General features: G+C 70.8%; 21 protein-coding genes. 8 read left to right on the forward strand and 13 right to left on the reverse strand.

The window, feature by feature from the left end; genetic code table 11:
• Nucleotide 1 precedes the first annotated feature (1 nt).
• Entirely contained in the window at nt 2-691 is a 690-nt protein-coding gene (locus AB0N03_RS02505) for an SDR family oxidoreductase (protein ID WP_364364126.1), read from the reverse strand.
• A 146-nt stretch (nt 692-837) separates the two neighbouring features.
• Here AB0N03_RS02505 and AB0N03_RS02510 point away from each other — a divergent pair, with 146 nt between their 5' ends.
• Nucleotides 838-1,470: a helix-turn-helix domain-containing protein gene (locus AB0N03_RS02510; RefSeq protein WP_364364129.1), complete on the forward strand. Its 633-nt coding sequence runs from the start codon at nt 838-840 to the stop codon at nt 1,468-1,470.
• Here the strand turns inward: AB0N03_RS02510 and AB0N03_RS02515 are convergent.
• On the reverse strand, nt 1,467-1,634 hold the full coding sequence (locus AB0N03_RS02515; protein ID WP_364364132.1) for a hypothetical protein: 168 nt from the start codon (nt 1,632-1,634) through the stop codon (nt 1,467-1,469). The genes AB0N03_RS02510 and AB0N03_RS02515 overlap by 4 nt on opposite strands.
• A 299-nt stretch (nt 1,635-1,933) precedes the next feature.
• Between AB0N03_RS02515 and AB0N03_RS02520 the strand changes: the two genes are divergently transcribed.
• Nucleotides 1,934-2,893, forward strand: a complete 960-nt coding sequence (locus tag AB0N03_RS02520) for a hypothetical protein (RefSeq protein ID WP_364364135.1) — start codon at nt 1,934-1,936, stop codon at nt 2,891-2,893.
• A 3-nt stretch (nt 2,894-2,896) separates the two neighbouring features.
• Here the strand turns inward: AB0N03_RS02520 and AB0N03_RS02525 are convergent, their stop codons facing one another.
• Nucleotides 2,897-5,134, reverse strand: a complete 2,238-nt coding sequence (locus tag AB0N03_RS02525; protein WP_364364138.1) for a hypothetical protein — start codon at nt 5,132-5,134, stop codon at nt 2,897-2,899.
• 362 nt (nt 5,135-5,496) lie between these two features.
• Between AB0N03_RS02525 and shbA the strand changes: the two genes are divergently transcribed.
• On the forward strand, nt 5,497-6,126 hold the full coding sequence (gene shbA, locus AB0N03_RS02530; RefSeq protein WP_364364276.1) for an RNA polymerase sigma factor ShbA: 630 nt from the start codon (nt 5,497-5,499) through the stop codon (nt 6,124-6,126).
• A 3-nt stretch (nt 6,127-6,129) separates the two neighbouring features.
• Here the strand turns inward: shbA and AB0N03_RS02535 are convergent, their stop codons facing one another.
• The 4 genes from AB0N03_RS02535 to AB0N03_RS02550 form a co-directional block, all read right to left on the reverse strand.
• Nucleotides 6,130-6,432, reverse strand: coding sequence for a cupin domain-containing protein (locus AB0N03_RS02535; protein ID WP_364364140.1), 303 nt, complete (start codon nt 6,430-6,432; stop codon nt 6,130-6,132).
• On the reverse strand, nt 6,429-6,953 hold the full coding sequence (locus tag AB0N03_RS02540) for a sigma-70 family RNA polymerase sigma factor (RefSeq protein WP_364364143.1): 525 nt from the start codon (nt 6,951-6,953) through the stop codon (nt 6,429-6,431). Before AB0N03_RS02540 ends, AB0N03_RS02535 begins: the two co-directional genes overlap by 4 nt.
• A gap of 194 nt (nt 6,954-7,147) precedes the next feature.
• Entirely contained in the window at nt 7,148-7,864 is a 717-nt protein-coding gene (locus tag AB0N03_RS02545; RefSeq protein ID WP_364364146.1) for an SDR family oxidoreductase, read from the reverse strand.
• Nucleotides 7,865-8,089: 225 nt separating this feature from the next.
• Complete coding sequence (locus AB0N03_RS02550) at nt 8,090-8,455, reverse strand: RNA-binding S4 domain-containing protein (RefSeq protein ID WP_364364149.1); 366 nt, start codon at nt 8,453-8,455, stop codon at nt 8,090-8,092.
• A gap of 223 nt (nt 8,456-8,678) precedes the next feature.
• Here AB0N03_RS02550 and AB0N03_RS02555 point away from each other — a divergent pair, with 223 nt between their 5' ends.
• Nucleotides 8,679-10,232, forward strand: coding sequence for a GMC oxidoreductase (locus tag AB0N03_RS02555; protein ID WP_364364152.1), 1,554 nt, complete (start codon nt 8,679-8,681; stop codon nt 10,230-10,232).
• Nucleotides 10,233-10,285: 53 nt separating this feature from the next.
• On the opposite strand, the gene AB0N03_RS02560 is transcribed toward AB0N03_RS02555, so the two are convergent.
• Together AB0N03_RS02560 and AB0N03_RS02565 are read right to left on the reverse strand one after the other, a co-directional pair.
• Nucleotides 10,286-10,774, reverse strand: a complete 489-nt coding sequence (locus tag AB0N03_RS02560; protein WP_364364155.1) for a carboxymuconolactone decarboxylase family protein — start codon at nt 10,772-10,774, stop codon at nt 10,286-10,288.
• Nucleotides 10,771-11,847 carry a dihydrodipicolinate reductase gene (locus AB0N03_RS02565; RefSeq protein ID WP_364364158.1) on the reverse strand — a complete coding sequence of 359 codons (1,077 nt, stop codon included), beginning with the start codon at nt 11,845-11,847 and terminating at the stop codon, nt 10,771-10,773. The genes AB0N03_RS02560 and AB0N03_RS02565 overlap by 4 nt, the downstream gene beginning before the upstream one ends.
• A 117-nt stretch (nt 11,848-11,964) precedes the next feature.
• Here AB0N03_RS02565 and ilvD point away from each other — a divergent pair, with 117 nt between their 5' ends.
• Complete coding sequence (gene ilvD / locus AB0N03_RS02570; protein ID WP_364364161.1) at nt 11,965-13,656, forward strand: dihydroxy-acid dehydratase; 1,692 nt, start codon at nt 11,965-11,967, stop codon at nt 13,654-13,656.
• Here the strand turns inward: ilvD and AB0N03_RS02575 are convergent.
• Both AB0N03_RS02575 and AB0N03_RS02580 read right to left on the reverse strand, forming a co-directional pair.
• Nucleotides 13,635-14,993, reverse strand: a complete 1,359-nt coding sequence (locus AB0N03_RS02575; protein ID WP_364364164.1) for a fatty acid--CoA ligase family protein — start codon at nt 14,991-14,993, stop codon at nt 13,635-13,637. The two genes, ilvD and AB0N03_RS02575, sit on opposite strands and share 22 nt — an antisense overlap.
• Before the next feature lie 25 nt (nt 14,994-15,018).
• On the reverse strand, nt 15,019-15,432 hold the full coding sequence (locus AB0N03_RS02580; RefSeq protein WP_364364167.1) for an SsgA family sporulation/cell division regulator: 414 nt from the start codon (nt 15,430-15,432) through the stop codon (nt 15,019-15,021).
• Between the two features lie 601 nt (nt 15,433-16,033).
• Here AB0N03_RS02580 and sigK point away from each other — a divergent pair.
• The 3 genes from sigK (at nt 16,034) to AB0N03_RS02595 (ending at nt 18,221) form a co-directional block, all read left to right on the forward strand.
• A complete protein-coding gene (gene sigK / locus AB0N03_RS02585) occupies nt 16,034-16,630 on the forward strand; it encodes an ECF RNA polymerase sigma factor SigK (RefSeq protein ID WP_364364170.1) in 597 nt (198 codons plus the stop codon).
• The gene (locus AB0N03_RS02590) at nt 16,627-17,307 is read left to right on the forward strand and encodes an anti-sigma factor (protein ID WP_364364173.1); all 681 of its coding nucleotides are present in this window, start codon (nt 16,627-16,629) and stop codon (nt 17,305-17,307) included. Before sigK ends, AB0N03_RS02590 begins: the two co-directional genes overlap by 4 nt.
• Before the next feature lie 242 nt (nt 17,308-17,549).
• A complete protein-coding gene (locus tag AB0N03_RS02595) occupies nt 17,550-18,221 on the forward strand; it encodes a fasciclin domain-containing protein (protein ID WP_364364176.1) in 672 nt (223 codons plus the stop codon).
• A gap of 1 nt (nt 18,222) precedes the next feature.
• Here AB0N03_RS02595 and AB0N03_RS02600 read toward each other — a convergent pair whose 3' ends face one another.
• Entirely contained in the window at nt 18,223-19,230 is a 1,008-nt protein-coding gene (locus AB0N03_RS02600; protein ID WP_364364179.1) for an LLM class flavin-dependent oxidoreductase, read from the reverse strand.
• Nucleotides 19,231-19,275: 45 nt separating this feature from the next.
• Nucleotides 19,276-19,935 (reverse strand): TetR/AcrR family transcriptional regulator C-terminal domain-containing protein, encoded by a 660-nt coding sequence (locus tag AB0N03_RS02605; protein ID WP_364364182.1) that lies wholly within the window; start codon nt 19,933-19,935, stop codon nt 19,276-19,278.
• Nucleotides 19,936-19,952: the final 17 nt, after the last annotated feature.

A 19,952-nucleotide genomic window follows, 5' to 3' on the forward strand; every position in this document is an offset into this window, starting at 1 on the left:
GTCACGGCCCGCCGTCGACCGGTAGGCCGGCACCGGTGACGAACCGGGCGGCGTCGGAAGCGAGGAACACGACGGCGTCGGCCAGGTCGGTGGCCTCGCCGAGCCGACCGGCGCCGGGGTAGACGCAGTTGACGCGCACGCCGTAGCCGAGCTTCCCGGCCTCCGTCGCGGCCACCCGGGTCAAGCGGTCGACCGCGGACTTCGTCGCGGAGTAGGCGGCGATGCCGGGGAGGGCGGTGGTCGCGGCGACCGACGCGATGTTGACGACCGCGCCGCCGTGGCCGGCCGCGCCGCCCGGGCGCATCGCGCGGAAGGCGTGCTTGATGCCGAGCGCGGTGCCGAGGACGTTGACGTCGAGCATCCGCCGGACGTCGGCCGGGTCCAGGTCGACGAGCGGGCCGGCGAGCTCGACGCCGGCGTTGTTGACCACGACGTCCAGGCCGCCGAGCTCGGCGATCGTGGCCTTGACGGCCCGCTCCCAGCTCGCGTCGTCGGTGACGTCCAGCGGGACGAACGCGGCGGCGGCGCCGGTCTGCCCGAGCGCGTCCGCGGTCGCGCGGCCCAGGTCCTCCCGGAGGTCCGCGATCACGACGGCGGCACCGGCGCCGGCCAGCGCCGCCGCCATGCCGGCGCCCAGGCCCCGGGCGCCGCCGGTGATCAGCGCGGCGCGCCCGGACAGGTCGTGCCGCATCGACATCTCCTCCTCGAGCCGGGTCGGCGCTCAGCATCGCCAAGGTCTGGACGGTCGTCAAGAGTCTCTTGGACGCTTGTCAAGGAAAAGCTGGTCAAGTGCTCGATAGACTGGACCCGGCAACCACGACGTGACGGACGGTGCACGTGACAGAGGCGAAGGAGCGGGCCCGGGACCGGATCTCGCGCCGCCAGGTGGACAAGTTCGCCGACCGGCGCGCCCAGCTCGCCGTGTCGGCGCTGCGGACGCTGGCCGAGCTCGGCTACGCGCGCACCAGTCTGCGGGAGATCGCGCAGAACTCGGAGTTCTCGCACGGCGTGCTGCACTACTACTTCGCCGACAAGGTCGACCTGCTCACCCACTGCGTGCGGCAGTTCGAGGAAGTGTGCGTCACCCGGTACGACGAAATCGTCGCCCGCGCGCGGACGGCGGCGGAGCTGGAACGCGACTTCGCGGCGGCGATGGCCGCGACGCTGCGCGCGGACGCCAAGATGCACCGCCTCTGGTACGACCTGCGCAACCAGAGCCTGTTCGAGGAGTCCTTCCGCGCCGACGTGCTCGAGATCGACCGGCGCCGCGAGGAGATGATCCACCACGTCGTCGCCCGCTACGCCGAGCTGGCCGCCGCGTCGGCCGCCGTGCCGCAGGCCGTCGCGTACGCGCTGCTCGACGGCCTGTTCCAGCAGGCCCTGCTCCGGCACCTGGCCGGCGAGGAGGCGGCCGCGGCCGAGCTCGAACGGGCCGTCCCGGCCGTGCTGGCGCGCGTCGTGGCGGTCTAGGGGCCCAGGCGTTCGTGCGGGGTCCGCGGTGCCGGCACGACGAACGCGATCACCGTGGCGACCACGCCGACGAACAGCGACAGGTGCGCCGCGGCCGGCACGGCGCTGATCAGGAACAGCCGCAGCGACCCCGAGATCAGCAGACGCCACATCTTCGGGTTCATGATCAACAAGTACCCCCGCGCGGCCGTAGCCACGCCATGATCACCCGCCGGAGTGGCGGCCGTCATTTCGACGCGTTCGACACCAGTGGGTGAGGTTGCCCCGCGGTCCGGCGATTTTTCGCTGCGGAATCGGTGCGACCCCGCGGAATGCGGCCGCCGGGAAGGGTTTTCCCGTTTCGCGTGGCGGTGGGTCCGGAAACCGCGGGATAACGATCCGTTTACCGCCCCATGATCGACTGGACATCGGCGTCGGCGCTGACGAATATTGATGCCCGTGCGGGAACGGCGAGGGAGGAACGGTGGACCTCAGTGCGGCGGACGTGGTCGGCGAGCTGAAGGTCTTGCGCAAAGGGAGGGGAATTTTCACCACACCGCTCGCGGATCGCGTCGGACCCGCTTTGCGCGCCACATGTGGAATTTTGGAAGATGACGACTCCGTGGAGATGCGGCGTAAACTCACCGACCGATTGCGGCCACTGGTCGAGTCGTTGCCGGACGATCTGAAGATCGCGCTGCGGGCCGCTTTCGCGCTGGACGAGCGCGCGCGGAAGCCGTTCTACCAGGAACGGGTGCACTGGGCGGCGATCACGCTCGACCGCGACGACCGGACGGTGCGGCGGCGGATCGACGAAGGAATCGAGCAGGTCGCGGCAATGGCCGTGGCGGCCGGCGCGCGGGATCTCCGGCCGCGCTATCCGAGCCGCAGTTGGCACACCGAAGAACTGCGCGTGACGCTCGCACTCGACCAGCCGGTGGCCGAGGCGTTCGAATTCCGCCGGGTGGTCGCCGATGCGGACGAAATCGCCGAGCTGGACCTGGCACTGACGCTCACCGCGGCCGGCGAATCCGGCGATTCGGTGCGTGTGTCCGATCTCGTCGTCGACGTGTTCCACGGCGGAGTGCTCGCCGGCCGGGCGATGGAGTCGAGCGACCGGGTCGGGCTGGCCTTGCGGTTACCGGAGCCGCTGCGGCGCGGTGAGCGGCACGACATCGGACTGCGATTCCGGGCGAACATGCGGGAACCGCATTACATCTGCGTGCCGCGGCACCCGTGCGATCTGTTCGACCTGCACGTCCGGTTCGGCGACCGGGTGCCGGACCGGATCGTGCGGCTGGAGAAGGCGTTCCAGAACGACACGCGCTCGCCGCGCGGCGCGGTGCTGGAGACCGACGACGCGGGTGAGGTGCACGTCCGGTTCCGCCACCTCGCGCCCGGCTTCGCGTACGGGATCCGCTGGCAGCCGGCCGGCGCCGGCTGAGGGTCAGGGCCAGACCAGCCGCTCGAGGGCGTGGAGCGCGGACACGAACGGCTCGGGCAGCCGGACGACCTGCCGGGCGGCGCGCGCTTTGGCAGCCAATGCCGGGCCGGCGCCGGTTTCCGCGTCGCGGGCGGCGTCGTCGACGAGCTTCGTGGCTTCGCCGAGCGGGCCGCGGCCGCCGAGGGCGAGCGCGAGCCCGAGGTCGATGCGGGTTTCCAGGGTTTCCGGGTGGGTCCGGCCCAGGAGGCGGAGCTGCGGTTTCCGGAGGGGCTCGAGCAGGTCGGCCTGGCGGTCGAATTCGCGCAGCCGCGCGTGCGCGAGGCCCATGGCGTGGCGGATCCGGTGGTGCAGCCGGTGGTCGTCGCCCAGCACGCGGCGGACGACCTGGTCGGTCTCGGCCAGTTTCTCCAGTGCCTGCCGGGGCCGGTCCAGCAGCGTCCGGGCGACGTGGACCGACGCGGTCAGCGTGAGCGGGCTTTCGGTGCCGTGGTGGCCGGCGTAGGTCTGTTCGAGGTCGGCCGGGTCGTGGTCGGCGAGGGCGGCGTCGGCTTGGATCAGGTCGGCGTCGGGGCAGTCCGCGATCCCGGCGGCGACGTCCCGCGCTCGCTCCGGCTGCCCGGCCTGGAAGAGGTTGCGGGCGTACTCGAGGTGCAGCGCGTCGCGGATCGGGCCGGGGTCGGCGAGCGCGGGTTCGAGGAGGGCGATGGCCTCCCGCGGGCGCCCGCGCAGCCGGCGGGCTTGCGCGGCCCGGTGGCGCTCTTCGCCGGTGGTGGGGTGGTGGGCGTGCCAGAAAACCCGGTCGGCTTCGGCGTAGTCGCCTTGGGCGTCGAGGGCCCGGGCGGCGACGAGCGCGGCTTCGGGAGCGTCGGCGGTCAGTACGAGGGCTTGCCGCGCGTGCCCGAGGGCTTCGGCGTCGAGCCCGCAGGCGAGTTCGACCCGGGCGGCGGCGGTGAAGTCCGGGGAGGCGGCTTCGCCGGTCGCGAGGATGGCGGCGTGGATTTCCCCGGCGGTGGCGGGATCACCGTGGGCTTCGTGCGCGGCCGCGACGGGGCGCAGGAGGGCGACCCGGTGAACGGGGCTGTGGTCGGCGAGCACGCGGGCGTGCTGGAGCAGGAGGGGCCGGCCGGCGCCGCCGTCGGCCAGGCCCTTCAACACCGCTTCCGCGGCCTGCTCCGGCGTCGGCTCCCCGAACTCGCCGCAGGCCACCTCCACCACCAGGGCCTGGAGCCGCAGGTTCTCGCCCACCCACGTCGCGAATCCCTGCGCGACCAGCTCCGCCGCCCCGGATGAAGCACGATCCAGCACGCCCGGCGGGATCGGCGCCGGTGCCAGCACGCCGCCCAGCCGCGCCAGCTCGCGCGCCGGCCGGCCGAGCCGGACGAGTACCTCCCGGATCGCGTGCGGTGCCGTGTCCGGCAGGGCCTCCGGCGAGGTACCCGGCCGCTCCCGCAAGGTGAACGCCGTCGCCCGCAGGGTCATCGGATGGCCGTCGCAGCGGGCGACGAAGCCGGCGTCCGGCGTCCCGAGCAACCGCTGTCCCTCGAGGAGGGGAAGACCGGGCAGGTCCAGCGTCGCCCCGGTCCAGCGGGCGGCCCTGCTGGTCAGGAGCGTGCGAACCGGCAACGCCGCGCGGCCGAGGACGGCCGGGGGCAGCCCGGCCGGGACGTCGTCGACCAGCACCAGCACCGGCTCGCCCGCCGCCTCGATCCCGGCGGCCAGCCGCGCGCGCAGCCGGTCGAAGCCGAGCCCGGACGTGCCCGCCGCCGTCGCCAGGGCGAGGTGGAACTGGGGGAGGAAGTCGTCCGGGTCGAGGTGGCCGAACGGCCCCGTGCGCAGCACCCGGCCTCCGAACCGGCCGGCGAGCCACGCGTACTGCTCGGCCAGCGTCGTCTTGCCGATGCCCGCCGGCCCGCGGACCAGCACCGCCCGGTGCGCGACGAGTTCCCGGTGGACGGTCGCCACCGGGGAATGCCCCGGACCCACGGTGACGGCGGCCCGAACCCGCCGCACGAGGTCCGCGAGCGATTCCCCCGCAATGAATGCCAGTACGCGGCCGGTGCCCAGCTCGGGAGGAAAGTCGGCGAGCAGAACGCGCGACGCCGCGACATAATCGAAATCGTCGAACGGATTGCCCCGGAAAACACGCAGCCCACCGGTTCGCAGCGCTTTTTCCACCTGGCCGGCCGCGGCCGAACTCAGGAACACGTCGAACCGGTCGGCGGGGGCGCCGGTGGCGTTCAATGGGTGATCATGGCTTCGGTTCCTGACGGTCGGGTCGGGTCACGCGCCAAGGATCGGAACGGAGCGCGGATTCGCTACCGGACACCCCGGAACGGCAGCATCTGTCCACTATTTGACCCGCCCGCCGGGGGTGACCGCCGGGTAACACCACTGGACCGTTTTAAAGTAACGGACAATATCTGGACAAGAACCACAATGCTGCAACGTTGCTGGTCAGCGGCTCGATTACTCCGGTTGTCGGATCGGGAATCGTGGGAAGCGAACGGAGAATCGTCCCAGGACCAGTGTGGTCCATTGTGGGCGACGGGTTACCCGATATGGCGGTCCGGTGGACGATGCGAGGAGGGAAACCCGTGGACACCATGATGGCGGAGACGGCGGTCGAAGGCTACGTCGTGCTCGACGAGCTGCCGCGTCCGGACGGCAAGCTGACGAAGGAGCAGCTCGACCCGTTCGTGGCGGCGGCGCGCACCGGCGACCCGGACGCGATCCAGGCGCTGCTGCGGCTGATCAAGCCGACGGTCACGCGCTACTGCCGAGCCCGGATCGGCGGGCGCGACCTGTCGTACCTCTCGGCCGACGACGTCGCGCAGGAGGTCTGCCTGGCGGTGCTGAAGGTGCTGCCCGGTTACCAGGACCGCGGCGGCTCGTTCCTGTACCTCGTGCGCGCGATCGCGGCGAACAAGGTCGCCGACGCGTTCCGGTCGGTCGCGCGGGACCGGTCGAAGCCGGTGCCGGAGCTGCCGGACCGGCCCCTGGGCGGCAACGAGCCGGAGAGCCACGTGCTGGACATGGACCTCGGCGCCCGGCTGGGCCGGCTGATGGCGTCGCTGCCGCCGCTGCACCAGGAGATCCTGTCGCTGCGCATCGTCGTCGGCCTGTCGGCGAACGAGACGGCGGAGGCGCTGGGCATCTCGGCGGGCAACGTCCGCATCACCCAGTACCGCGCGCTGACGAAGCTGCGCGCCATGATCCCCGAGGGCGGGCTCTGAGCGTCACTCCAGCCATTCGGTGATGAAGTGGTCGCTCTCGTGGATGTGCACGGCCTCGTAGACGCCGGGGCCGAGCACGGCGAACTTGTGCGGGGTGCCGGCCGGGACGACCAGGACGTCCCCGGCCCCGCCGTCGCGCTCCTCGTCGCCGACCGTGAACCGGGCCCGTCCCCGGATGATGACGAACGTCTCGGTGTAGGGGTGCCGGTGCAGGCGTGGCCCGGAGCCGACGACGTCGCTGCTTTCGCGGATGACGGAGATCCCGGATCCGACGTCGCGTCCTTCGAAGTTCTCGCTGTCGCTCACCCGGCCAGCGTAGCGCCGGGAACGCGGCCTCCGACCACTTTGCGCAGCTGGCTGAGCGCCCGGTGCTGAGCGACCCGGACCGCACCCGGCGTCGAGCCGACCGCCTCCGCCGTCTCCTCCGCCGACATCCCGACCGCCACGCGCAGGACCACGATCTCCCGCTGCTTCTCCGGCAGGACCTGCAGCAGCTTCGCCATCCGCTCGCCCAGTTCGCGGCGCAGCGCGTGGCGCTCCGGGTCCAGCGAGGCGTCGACCTCCTCCGGCAGCTCGGCCGCGGGCTCGTCCCGCTGCCGCGCCGCGGCCTTGCGGGCCGCCGCGACCTGCTGCCGGGCGATGCCGCACACGAAGTTCGGGAACGGCCGGTCCGGCGGCCGGCCGGGCATCGCCTTGAGCACCGCGATGCAGACCTCCTGCGCGACGTCGTCGGCCGATTCCGCGCCGAGGCGGGCGCGGCAGTACCGGACCACCAGCGGCCGGGCCGCGGCCAGCAAGCGATCCGGGGCTTCTTCTACCGTGGTCATGAATCCCCTCCGAAGGTCCGGAAGGGGAACTACCCACTTTTCCCCGGTCCGGACCCAGGGCGCCCGGATTCCCCGTTATATCCGGGAAAATGCCGCGGACGGCATCGATCCCGAGGTCAACGCCCGAGATGACCTTCGGCCCGCACGCCGGTGTGCTCGTCGCTCGCCGGCAGCGCGACGGACACCACGACCGGTCAGGCCTGGGCGGTCGGCCGGACGACGATCTCGTTCACGTCCACGTCGGCCGGCTGGTCGATGGCGAACGCGATGGCCCGCGCGATCGCCGCCGGCGGGATGGCGACGGCGTCCCGCGCGCTGGTCAGCCGTGCTTTCTCGGCCGGGTCGGTGATGCCGTCGACGAAGTCCGTCGCGATCATGCCGGGGGAGACGAGCGAGACGCGCAGGTGCGGCCCGGCCTCCTGGCGCAGGCCTTCGGAAATCGTGCGGACGGCCGTCTTGGTCGCCGCGTACACCGCCATGGCCGGCACGGTCGTGTACGCCGCGGTCGACGCCGTGTGCACGAACTGGCCGGATCCCTGCTCGCGGAACACCGGCAGGGCGGCCGCGATCCCGTTGAGCACGCCCTTGACGTTGACGTCGAACATCGCGTGCCAGTCGGCGGTGCGCAGGTCGTCGAACCGCGAGAGCGGCGCGATGCCGGCGTTGCCCACCAGGACGTCCAGCCGGCCGTGCGTCTCCCTGGCCAGCCGGACGACGTTCGCGACGTCCTCGGCATTCCGGACGTCCGTCGGCAGGCTGATCGCGTCGAGCTTCGCGGCGAGCTCGTCCAGGCGGTCCTTGCGCCGCCCGGCCAGTACGACCTTCGCGCCGCGTTCGGCCAGCAGGGTCGCGGTGGCCGCGCCGATCCCGCTGCCGGCGCCGGTGATCACGACCACCTTGTTCTCGATCATGGAACCTCCTCGGGAAGTGGACATGTGTCCGCTTGCTCTTCCGAAGGTACCGGACAGTTGTCCACTTGGCCAGGGTGCGGGGTGGGGAAACGCGGGGGTGCGCATTACCGCTCAGCGGATGTGTTGCGAATGACCCATTTCCGGGTGGTGGGCATGGTGAAATGACTCATTCCTGTCGTCAGGCGACAGGAATGAGTCATTTCACTGCATCGGAGTGGGGTCGGGTCAGGGCTCCCGCGTGCGGAACGCGTCCAGCACGCGACGCTCCCTTTTGGTCGGCCGGCCCGCGCCGCGTTCGCGCCGGGCGACCGGGATCGCGGTCTCCGGGGGCGGCTTCGGCGTCCGGTCCACGAAGCACGTCGCGGCGTCCGCCGCACCCACGCGTTTCTGGATCACCCGTACCACGTCGAGGATCCTGGTCGTCCCGGCGATCCGGAGGCGGACCTCGTCACCCGGCACCACGGTGGTCGCGGGCTTCGCCGGCTTGTCGTTGACGCGCACGTGACCGCCGCGGCACGCCGCCGCGGCGTCCGGGCGGGTCTTGGTCAGCCGGACCGCCCAAAGCCAGCGGTCCACTCGGGTCGACTCCACAGTCGTCCATCATGGCCCATTCAGTGGAATCCTCGCACAACCCGCGGAGGTTACTCGCGGGTATATGTCGACTTGTCTGCACCACTGAGTTATAACCTGTTCTAATATACCTCAACGGTGAGGACAGCACATGCGTGACGAATCCGTGTGGAGAACAGCTTCTGGAACAGTTTCCCGTCGTCTCTTCATCGCTGGAACTGGTTCTATCCTGGCGGCCGCGGCAGTGGGGAGCCGAGCGGCCGCCTCGACAGCGTCCGCCACGTCCGCCACGTCCGCCACCATCGCCGACGCCGCACGCGTACCCGCCCTCGTGATCGGTTCGGGCTACGGCGGCCAGGTCACCGCGCTGCGGCTCGCCCAGGCCGGCGTCGACGTGCAGCTCGTCGAACTGGGCATGGCCTGGGACACGCCCGGCTCCGACGGCAAGATCTTCGCCAACACGACCACCCCGGACCAGCGCTCGTTCTGGTTGCGCACCAGGACGAAGCAGCCGCTGTCCAACTTCCTCGGGTTCCCCATCGACAAGGACATCCCGAAGTACACCGGCATCCTCGACGCCGAGGAGTTCAGCGGCATCACCGTGTACCAGGGCCGCGGCGTCGGCGGCGGCTCGCTCGTCAACGGCGGCATGGCCGTCACGCCGAAGCGGGAGAACTTCGGCGCGATCCTCCCGACGGTCAACGTCGACGAGATGTACAACACCTACTACCCGCGCGCCAACTCCGGGCTCGGCGTCGGCTTGATCGACCCGGCGTGGTTCGACACCGCCGAGTGCTACCAGTACGCGCGCGTCGGCCGGAAGCAGGCGCAACGGTCCGGGTTCCCGTACGTGTTCGTGCCGGACGTGTACGACTGGAACTACATGAAGCAGGAGCAGGCCAACACCGTGCCGCGGTCGGCGCTGGCCGGGGAAATCCTGTACGGCAACAACTACGGCAAGAAGTCACTGCAGAAGACCTACCTCCCGCTGATCAAGGCGACCGGCCGCGTCACCATCTCGCCCCTGCACCGGGTGACGTCGGTGACGCCCGCGTCCGGCGGCGGCTACACGGTCGTCATGGACCAGCTGAACACCACGGGCGCGGTAACGGCGACGAAGTCCGTGACGGCGGACAAGGTGTTCTTCGCCGCGGGCAGCGTCGGCACGAGCAAGCTGCTGGTGAAGCTGAAGGCCACCGGCGCGCTGCCCAACCTGAACGGTGAGGTCGGCAAGGGCTGGGGCGACAACGGGAACGTGATGTGCGGGCGCGCCAACCACATCTGGGACCCGACCGGCAGTCTCCAGTCGTCCATCCCCTGCGGTGGCATCGACAACTGGAACGCGGGCGGCGCGTTCGCCGAGGTGGCGCCGCTGCCGACCGGGATCGAGACGTGGGCGTCGTTCTACCTGTCGATCACGAAGAACCCGAACCGAGGCCAGTTCACGTACAACCCGGCGACGCAGGGCGTGGACCTCAACTGGCAGACGGCGTGGAAGCAGCCGTCGATCGACATGGCGAAGTCCATCTTCGACAAGATCAACTCGAAGGAGGGGACGATCTACCGCACCGACCTCTTCGGCGTGTACAAGATCTGGGGCGACCACCTGACGTACCACCCGCTCGGCGGCGCGGTGCTCGGCAAGGCGACCGACAACTACGGCCGGCTGGCCGGGTACCAGGGTCTGTACGCGATCGACGGGTCCCTGATCCCGGGCAACACGAGCGTGAACCCGTTCGTCACCATCACGGCTCTGGCCGAACGCAACATCGAAAAGATCATCGCCACGGACTTCTGACCCGCGGGTCGTGAAGGCCACCTTGAGGAACTACAAGTTCCTCAAGGTGGCCTTCACGAACTCTGGTGGGAGGGCAGGACGCAGACCGTGTCGATCCCGAGGACGTGGTTGAGCCGGCCGAAAGCGAGCCACGCGCCGAGGCTCATGCTCAGCTCGACGATCTCCTGCTGCGTGTAGTGCTCGCCCATCCGCTTCCAGAACTCGTCGTCCAGGTTGTGGTGATCCAGCGTGTACCGCTCGGCGTACTCGGCGGCCAGGCGTGTCCGCTCGTCGAAGAGCTCGGTGGTACGCCAGTCGAGGACCGCGTCCGCGAACTCCGGCTCGACCTTCACGCCGTCGCGCTCGGTGCGCCAATCGAGGCAGAAGATGCACCCGTTGATCTGCGCGATCCGCAGCCGCGCGGCCTCGAACTCCCGCAGTCCCAGCGTCGTGTGCGCGTAGACCGCCAGCGAGAACTGCGAAGCGGCGATCCCGATGCCGGGCACCAGTTCGCCCCAGACGTACCCGATCGGGTCCTTGCCCTCGGGGATGTCGATGTTCACGGACGCCTCCTTCCGAGCTTGCCGGCTGCCGGGCGCAGCGGGACGTCGAGTGCGTCGTAGAGGCCGGGTTCCGCCTCGGCCAGCCAGTCGATCGCGCCGACGAGCCGGCCGACGGCGGTGGCGTTCCCGCCCGCGGACCGGTTTTCGCCTTCGTCGCTCGCCTCGACGCTGACTTCGATGCGCGGCCGGCCTTCGATGATCACGCGGTGGGCGCCGTCGCCGCTGGGTGGCGTCGGCCAGTCCGGCGCGCACGACGGGTGGATGCGCGTGACGTGCTCGATGACGATCCGCGGCTCGCCGGCCACGATGCCCTGCACCTCGAACCGCACCGCGCCCTGCGTGCCCTTCTCGAAGTCGCCCATGGTCCGCGTGGAGACGGTTTCTTCGAGGGGACGCCGCTGCAGCGTCTCGCGGAGTTCGTCGGCCTCGACGCCGAGGCCGCGCGCGATCAGCCGGACCTGCCCGCCCCAGACCATCGACGGCACGCCGGTCATCAGCATCGGCGGGTCGTAGTCCATCGGCTGGCCCATGCCGACCAGGTACCGGACGGAGTCGGGCTGCTCGTAGGTCGAGTAGTCGAAGATCTCCTGGCAGCGGATGACGTCGACGTCCGTGCCGAGGCCGCTGATCAGCAGCGGCAGCACGTCGTTGCCCCAGCCGGGGTCGACACCGGAGACGAACAGCGAGCCGCCGCCTTCCTTGCTCGCCGCCAGCACCGGGTCGCGCAGTTCCGGGGGCGCGTTGCGCTGGTCGTAGAGGGGGTAGAGGGCCGGCGTCACGACGACCGCGCCCGTCCCGACCGCGCGGACGATGTCGGCGAGCGCGTCGTCGAACCGGACGTCACCCGAAGCGGCGTAGACGACAGCTCGCGGACTCGCGGCCAGCACGGCGTCGACGTCGTCGGTGGCCGCGACGCCCAAGTCACCGACCCCCGCCAGCGCGCCCGCGTCCTTGCCGACCTTCGCCGGGTCGTGGACGAGTACCGCCGTGAGCTCCAGCGCCGGATGGGCGTCGACGGCCCGGATTGCCGCACGGCCGACGTTGCCCGTGCCCCACACCACCGTGGCGATCATTTCGCCGAGTTTTCGCCGGTTCGTCCGGGCCGGGGAAGCGAATCGTTCCGGCCAGCGGACCGCGCGGACCCGGGTAGCATGCAGTGCGTCCGAACGTCGTATCGGAGGCCCGCTGAGATGACCATCGACCCGAAACCCCGCAGCCGCACGGTGACCGACGGGATCGAGGCCGCGCCCGCTCGCGGCATGCTCCGCGCCGTCGGGATGGGGGACGACGACTGGCGCAAGCCGATCATCGGCGTCGCCAGTTCGTGGAACGAGATCACGCCGTGCAACCTGTCGCTGGACCGGCTGGCGCAGGCCGCCAAGGGGGGCGTGCACGCCGGCGGCGGCTACCCGCTGCAGTTCGGCACGATCTCGGTGTCCGACGGCATCTCCATGGGCCACGACGGGATGCACTTCTCGCTCGTCTCCCGCGAGGTCATCGCCGACTCCGTCGAGACGGTCATGCAGGCCGAACGCCTCGACGGCTCGATCCTCCTGGCCGGCTGCGACAAGTCCCTGCCGGGCATGCTGATGGCCGCCGCCCGGCTCGACCTGGCGTCGGTGTTCCTCTACGCCGGGACGATCGCCCCCGGCTGGGTGAAGCTCACCGACGGGACCGAGAAGGACGTCACGCTGATCGACGCCTTCGAGGCCGTCGGCGCGTGCCGGGCGGGCCGGCTGAAGACCGACGACCTGGACCGCATCGAACGCGCCATCTGCCCCGGTGAGGGCGCGTGCGGCGGCATGTACACGGCGAACACGATGGCGTCGGCGGCCGAAGCCATGGGGATGAGCATGCCGGGGTCGGCCGCGCCGCCGTCCGCGGACCGCCGCCGCGACCACTACGCGCACCTTTCGGGCGAGGCCGTGGTCGGGCTGCTCGAAAAGGGCATCACCGCGCGGGACATCCTCACGAGAGAAGCGTTCGAGAACGCGATCACCGTCATCATGGCCCTCGGCGGCTCGACCAACGCCGTGCTGCACCTGCTGGCCATCGCGCACGAGGCGAAGGTCGAGCTGACCCTCGACGACTTCAACCGCGTCGGCGACCGCGTCCCGCACCTGGGCGACCTGAAGCCGTTCGGCAAGTACGTCATGAACGACATCGACCGCCACGGCGGCATCCCGGTGCTGATGAAGGCGCTCCTCGACGAGGGCCTGATCCACGGCGACGCGCTGACCGTCACCGGGCGCACGGTGGCGGAGAACCTGGCCGAGCTGGACCCCGAACCCATCGACGGCGAGGTCCTGCGGCGGCTCGACAACCCGCTGCACCCGACCGGCGGCATCACCATCCTGCGCGGTTCGCTCGCGCCCGAGGGCGCCGTCGTGAAGTCCGCGGGCTTCGACACGGCCAACTTCGAAGGCCCGGCGCGCGTCTTCGAGCGTGAACAGGAGGCGATGGCGGCGTTGAACGAAGGCCGCATCTCGGCGGGGGACGTCGTCGTCATCCGCTACGAGGGCCCGAAGGGCGGGCCCGGCATGCGCGAGATGCTGGCGATCACCGCGGCGATCAAGGGCGCCGGGCTGGGGCGTGATGTGCTGCTGCTGACCGATGGGCGGTTCTCCGGCGGCACCACCGGCCTGTGCATCGGCCACGTCGCGCCCGAAGCGGTCGACGGCGGGCCGATCGCGTTCGTCCGCGACGGCGACCGGATCGCCGTCGACATCAAGGGCCGCAGCATCGACCTGCTGGTCGACGCGGCCGAGCTGGCTTCTCGCCGGGAAGGCTGGGAGCCGCTGCCGAACAAGTTCCCCGAGGGCGTGCTCGGGAAGTACGCGAAGCTGGTCCGGTCGTCGTCCTATGGCGCCGTCACGAGCTGAATGAGAGCCCGTTTGTCCACCTTGCCGACGTCGGTGAGGGGCAGCGCGTCGACGAAGTCCACTTTCGCCGGGACGTAGTGCTCCTGGCCGAACGCTTCTCGCGCGTGCGCTTTCAGGTCGTCTTCGGTCACGTCGGCGGACGCGACGACGACGGCGTGCAACAGGTCGCCTTGACCGAACACGGCCGCGTTCCGCACCGCCGGATGCGTCTCGAGGGCGTGTTCGACGACGGTCGTGGGGACCTTCGTGCCGTGCTCGCCGACCACGACGACGTCATCGGCGCGGTCGAGGAGGTAGAGGTAGCCCTCGTCGTCGAAGCGACCGAGGTCGCCGGTGCGCAGCCAGCCGGCGCCGACCGGCGGGCCGCCGAGGTAACCATCCATCATGGACAGTCCGCGGACCTCGACCTCGCCGTCTTCGGTGATGCGCGCTTCCATGCCGGGCACGATCCGGCCGACCGAGCCGAGCCGCTCGGGGTGGCCGATCAGCTCGGCGGCGGAGATGCTCGCAATCATCGGCGCCTCGGTCAGGCCGTAGCCCTGGCCGACGACCGGGCCGAAGACGTCGAGGGCCTGCGCGAGCCGGTGCGGCGGCAGCGGCGCGGCGCCGAGGGAGAGCGAGCGGACGCTGCTGAGGTCGGTGCTCTGCCGCGCCGGGTGGTCGAGCACAGCGGCCAGGCGCGGCGGCGTCAGCGAGAGCGTGTCGATCCGGTGTTCCTGGATCGCGTCGAGGACCGCTCCTGCGTCGAAACCGTCCTGGAGCACCACGGTGTCGCGGCGCAGGAGCGCGCCGAGCACGGTGGCGTTGCCGGTCATGTGCGTCATCGGGGCGACGAGCAGGGTGCGGCCGGGGCCGTCCGGGTTCGGCGTGAAGATGTAGGCCATGCCGTCGTAGATGCCGCTGTGGCGGATGAGCTTCGGGGCGCCGGTGGTGCCGCCGGTGGGGAAGAGGAGGTTGACGGTTTCCGGCGGGTCCAGTGGTTCGGGCTCGCCGTCGAGGTCGTCGAGGGTTCTCGTGTCGGCGCCGGGCCAGTCGTGCGGGCGATCGGTGACGACGGTGGCGCCCCGGGCCGCGGCGAGCCGGTCCTGCGTCGGCGCCGAGGCCGGGACCATGAGCACGGTCGCGCCGCGCAGGAGGCCGGCCAGCTGCACGAGGAGCGTCTCGGGCCGGTTGCGCAGGTCGACGGCGACCGTTCCGGTTTCACCGAGGCCGCCGTGCAGCCGGCGCAGCCGGTCGCGGGCCTGGTGGTAGGTCGTGACGCCGTTCTCGTGGTGGAACAGCGGCCGATCGCCACCGTCGTCGAGCGCGGCGAGCACTTTCGTCAGGAAGAAGCTCACCCGGCGACGGTACTCAGTCCGGTACTCAGTCCTGGTAGGAGAGCTTCGCGAGTTCCTCGTCGAAGTCGAACCAGTCGGACTCCTCCCCGGCGGGGATGACGTCGTAGGTCCGGTCGAGGAAGGCCGCGATCTCCTTCGCGGGTGCCTCGAGCACCGCGGCGCCGTCGGGGGAGTTGAGCTCCACGACGACCAGGGCCGGATCGCCCGCGGGCCCGATGCGCACGTCACCGTCGCCGCAGCGGCCGAGCAGGCCGTCGGCGAGCAGGTCCCGTCCGAAAAGCCACCGGACGGCGCTCGGGCCGGCGTGCAGCACCACGGCGACCGCATAGGGGTCACGGGTGTCGTACTCCAGCTCGGCCGGCACCGGTCGCGGCGCCGCCCCGAAGGTTCGCAGGGCGAAGTCGAAGCCGGCACTGGTCACGCTGTGCGGGTCGGTCATGGGGACCGCCTTTGCTACTCGTCGGTTAAGTTCGTCTTGTTCCAGGGATAACCCACGGTGAGTTCAACGCCTAGCGTTCCGAAAAACTTTCACACTCTGGGGTGATCAAGAAGTGGCCGAGGTCACCGCCGGAGTGGCCGAACGGGCAAGTTGCCCACGCGGAGTGAGCAGTCGTTGCGGGGCCGGTGCATAAGTGCAGTCGCTACACCTTCGGCGTCGTTACATCGCCGCGGCTGGTGTGCGACTAGAGCCGCTGGATAGGTGAAGTGGTCACATAGCTGGAGTGACTGCACAACTGGAGTGACTGCACAACTGAAGCGACCACTAGCTGGAGTCGCTGCACAACTGAAGTGACTCCATCTTTGCAGTCGATGCGCGATTGAAGTCACTTCGGCATTTGAGCCGCTGCGCATCCGGACCGGGTTGCCGGCGCCCCGTGATTCACACCCCGACGCCAGTCTTTCGAAGCCACCGCGCCGCCGGATGGGTCCCGGCGCCGGAGTTGCACCGTCCGGGTGGGAATCCTCACGACAGACCAGTCCGAGACGCGGTCCGGCCGCGAACGCCTCCCGCAAACAGGGTGAGGTGGAGGGTGCCGGGCATGGGTGAGCGTGGGCGGCTGCGGCTGCAACCGGACGAGGCGCCGGTGGCCGCGGCGAGCGCCGAGGAACTCCTGCGGCGGGTCGCGGCGGGGGACGAACCGGCGTTCGCGGCGCTGTACGACCTCATCGCCGGGCCGGTGCTCGGGCTGGTCATGCGCGTCCTGCGCAACCACGCCCAGGCCGAGGAAGTGGCGCAGGAGGTGCTGGTGGAGGTGTGGCGCAAGGCCACGAGGTACGTCCCGGAGCGCGGCAGCGCGCTGTCGTGGGTGCTGACGATCGCCCACCGCCGGGCCGTGGACCGCGTGCGCTCGCACCAGGCCGTGCTCGACCGCGAGGAGCGGGCGGGCCGGATGGACGTGCGGCGGCCGTTCGACGAGGTCACCGAGTCCGCCTTGGCCACCCTCGACCAGCAGCGCGTGCGGCAGTGCCTCGCGCAGCTCACCGAGCTCCAGCGCGAGTCGATCGTGCTGGCCTACTACAACGGCTACACCTATCCCGAGGTCGCCGAGGTGCTGAAGGTGGCGCCCGGGACCGTGAAAACCCGCATCCGGGACGGTCTGATCCGGCTGCGTGACTGCCTGGGGGTGGATCGATGACCGCCGAGCTGCACACGCTGACCGGGGCCTACGCGCTGGATGCCGTGTCCGATGTGGAGCGTGCCGGGTTCGAACGGCACCTCGGGGAGTGCGCGGCGTGCCGCCAGGAGGTGGCGGAGCTGCGGGCGACCGGGGCCTGGCTCGGCGTGGCCGAGTCCGTGGGGCCGCCGTCGGAGCTGAAGTCGCTGGTGCTCGCCACGGTGGTCCGCACCCGTCAGCTGCCGCCCAGGTTTGTGGCGGCCCGGCCGGCACCCGGCCGACGCAAGGCTTTCGGGCTGCGCGTCGCCCTCTTCGGGGCCGCCGCGGCCGCCGTCGTCGCGGTCGGGGTCGGTGTCGTCACGACGTCCGCGCCGCCGGCGCCGGTCGATTCCGTGCTGTCCGCACCGGACGCCTCGGCGATCCAGGGCGTCGGCGAGGGGCACGCGACCCTGGTCGTTTCGCGCAGCCGCAACCAGGCGGTGCTGCTCGCCTCGGACCTGCCCGCCCTCGACGCGGGCCACGTCTACCAGGTGTGGCTGATCCGGGCCGGCGAAGCGCACTCGGCCGGGCTCCTGCAGCCGCGGATGCTGATGTCCGACATCCCGCCCGGCACCGACCGGATCGGCATCACGGTCGAGCCCGCCGGCGGGTCCACGGGCCCGACCACCCCGGCGGTCAGCCGGATCTCCCTCGCTTAGCCCCACGCGAACCGGCTATCCGGCCGGAATGCGCATCGGCACGCCCGGCGGCTTCGCATTCGCGTCCGGCAGAAAAGCGCGTGTCGCCGGTCTCGCGTGAGCGAAGCGTGCGGAAATTGTTGTGCAGCAGCATTTTCTGGCGCAGTGACCCGCATCACCCGAATGGGCGCCAAGCTGTTTCCCGGCCAGCCTCGAATGACCCGTAAGAAGAAGTTCACAGCCGCTTTTTTGGAGTGATTTTCGTGACCAAGCTTCGTGTCGCCGGAATCGGTTTCGCCGCCGTGGCCGCGCTTTCGCTGACCGCGTGCAGCGGCAGCGACACCGCTTCCTCCGGGAGTTCCAGCGCCCCGACTCCGTCGTCGTCGATGGCCGCACCGTCGTCCAGCGCCGACTCGGGTGCGTCGAACGGCATGACCACCAACGCCGACGTCTTCGGTCCCGCGTGCGGCCAGCTGCCGCAGGGGTCCGCGCCCGGTTCGCTGGACTCGATGGGTCCGCAGCCGGTCGCGTCGGCGGCGTCGACGAACCCGCTGCTGACCAAGCTGGTGGCGGCGGTCAAGGCCACCAACCTGGTCGACACGCTCAACAGTGCCCCGGCGATCACGGTGTTCGCGCCGGCGGACCCGGCGTTCGCCGCGTTGGGTGACGCGAAGTTCGCCGAGCTGGCGGGCAAGCCGGCCGAGCTATCGCCGATCCTGCAGTACCACGTCGTCGGCAAGCGTTACGACGCCAAGGGTCTCGAGGGTGCCGGCACGCTGGAGTCGCTGAACACGGCCGGCGGTTCGCTGAAGATCGAGGGTTCGGGCGAGAACATGACCGTCAACGGCGCGAAGATCCTGTGCGGCAACATCCCCACGAAGAACGCCACGGTCTTCGTGATCGACAAGGTGCTGACCCCGGGCACCAACAAGTAGGTCAGGACTTCCGGCCGAGTTCCGGGCCCAGCCGTTCCGCGAGGTCGGTGAGGATCTGCACGTAGTCTTCGTGGTCGAAGGTGAACGGCAGGGCGAAAGCCACCTCGTCGACCTCGCGGAACGCCGCGTGTGCGTGCAGCCGCTCGGCGATCTCGGCCGAGCTGCCGACGAAGTCGGGGGAGAACAGCATCCGCGCCGGGCCCTGCGGTTCCGCGGTGCGGGGAAGCCGCTTCGCGGCGTAGGCCTCGTACTTCGCGCGCTGCTCCGGCGTCGCGCTGTCGGTCGGGATGACGACCAGGCCCTGCGAGACGCGGGCGGCTGCACCGGCCGGGTGGTGCGCGCGGAACGTCCGGATGTGCGACAGCTGGATCTCGGCGAAGTCGGTGCTTTCGCCTTCGGCCTTGACGACGCTGCTGGTCAGGAAGTTCATCGCGTGCTCGCCGGCCCACTCGGCCGAGCGCAGGCTCGCACCGCCGTACCAGAGGCGGTCGCCGAGCCCGGGAGCCTGCGGCTGGACCCGGTCGGAGAAGACCTCGAAGCCTTCGGTGCCGCTGAAGCCGGTCGCCGGCTTGCCGCGCACGAAGTCCAGTAGTCGTTGCACGCGGTCGTAGGAGAAGTCCTCGGCGTCGGCGGTGTCCGGGTAGAGGGCGTGCTTGACCTCGTCGTAGCGCATGGGCGGGCCGACGCTGATCCCCGGGTCGAGCCGGCCGCCGGAGAGCAGGTCGACGGTGGCCAGGTCTTCGGCGAGCCGCAGCGGGTTCTCCCAGCCGAGCGGGATGACGGCGGTGCCGAGGTGGATCCGGCTGGTCCGCTGACTCGCCGCGGCGAGCACCGCGACGGGCGAGGAGATGCCGTGCTGCAGGTGCCGGTGCCGCACCCAGGCGCTGTCGAACCCGAGCTGTTCCCCGAGCTGGATGATCTCCAAGGTCGACTCGTGGCCCCGCCGCGGGTCGGCGGGGTCGAACAGGCCGATGGTCAGGAAGCCGAGCTTCCGCAGTGGTCGGGACACCTCACCGATTCTTCCCTGGTAAGGGAGGGTGTCCCACCTGGTGGACTACCGCTCCCGAAGCAGGTCCAAGCCGCCGAGGATGAGGTCCAGGCCGAACTCGAACTCCGCTTGGTCGTCGCACCAGCCCAGCGTCGAATCCGGGTCGTCGTGGGCGATCTCGCTCAGCATCCCCACCAGGTTCGGCAGCTGCGCGGCCAGTTCCGCCGGGACCTCCGCCGACGCGCCCGCGCTCGGGTCGAACAGCTCCTGGCTGAACCCGAGCGCCCGGCTGCCGAGGGCGTGCAGCGCGTGGTGGATCCGGTTGTGCGAGAACCCGCCTTCGTGCATCAAGCCGACCAGGGCGTCGTAGTACTTCAGCACCTCGATGCTCGTCGACGACCGCGTCTCGAACAGCGCCGGCGCCCAGCGGTGGCGGAGGAACACCTGGCGGGCGGCGAGGATGCGCCGCCGGGCCGTCTGCCTCCAGTCCGGGCCGGTTTCCAGGCGCGCGACGGTCTCGTTGATCTCCTGCGCCACGACGTCGACGATCCCGTCGAGCACGTCTTCCTTCTTGGCCACGTGGTAGTAGAGCGACATCGCCTCGGCGCCGAGCTCGTCCGCGAGCCGGCGCATCGTCACGGCGCGCAGGCCGTGCTCGTCGGCGAGCGCGACGGCCGTGCGCAGCACGCGCTCCCGGCTCAGCGGGATCCGGGCTTCGGTGGTCACGCCCAAGATCGTACAAC

It is taken from the genome of Amycolatopsis sp. NPDC051061 (assembly GCF_040682935.1).
Lineage (GTDB): Bacteria > Actinomycetota > Actinomycetes > Mycobacteriales > Pseudonocardiaceae > Amycolatopsis.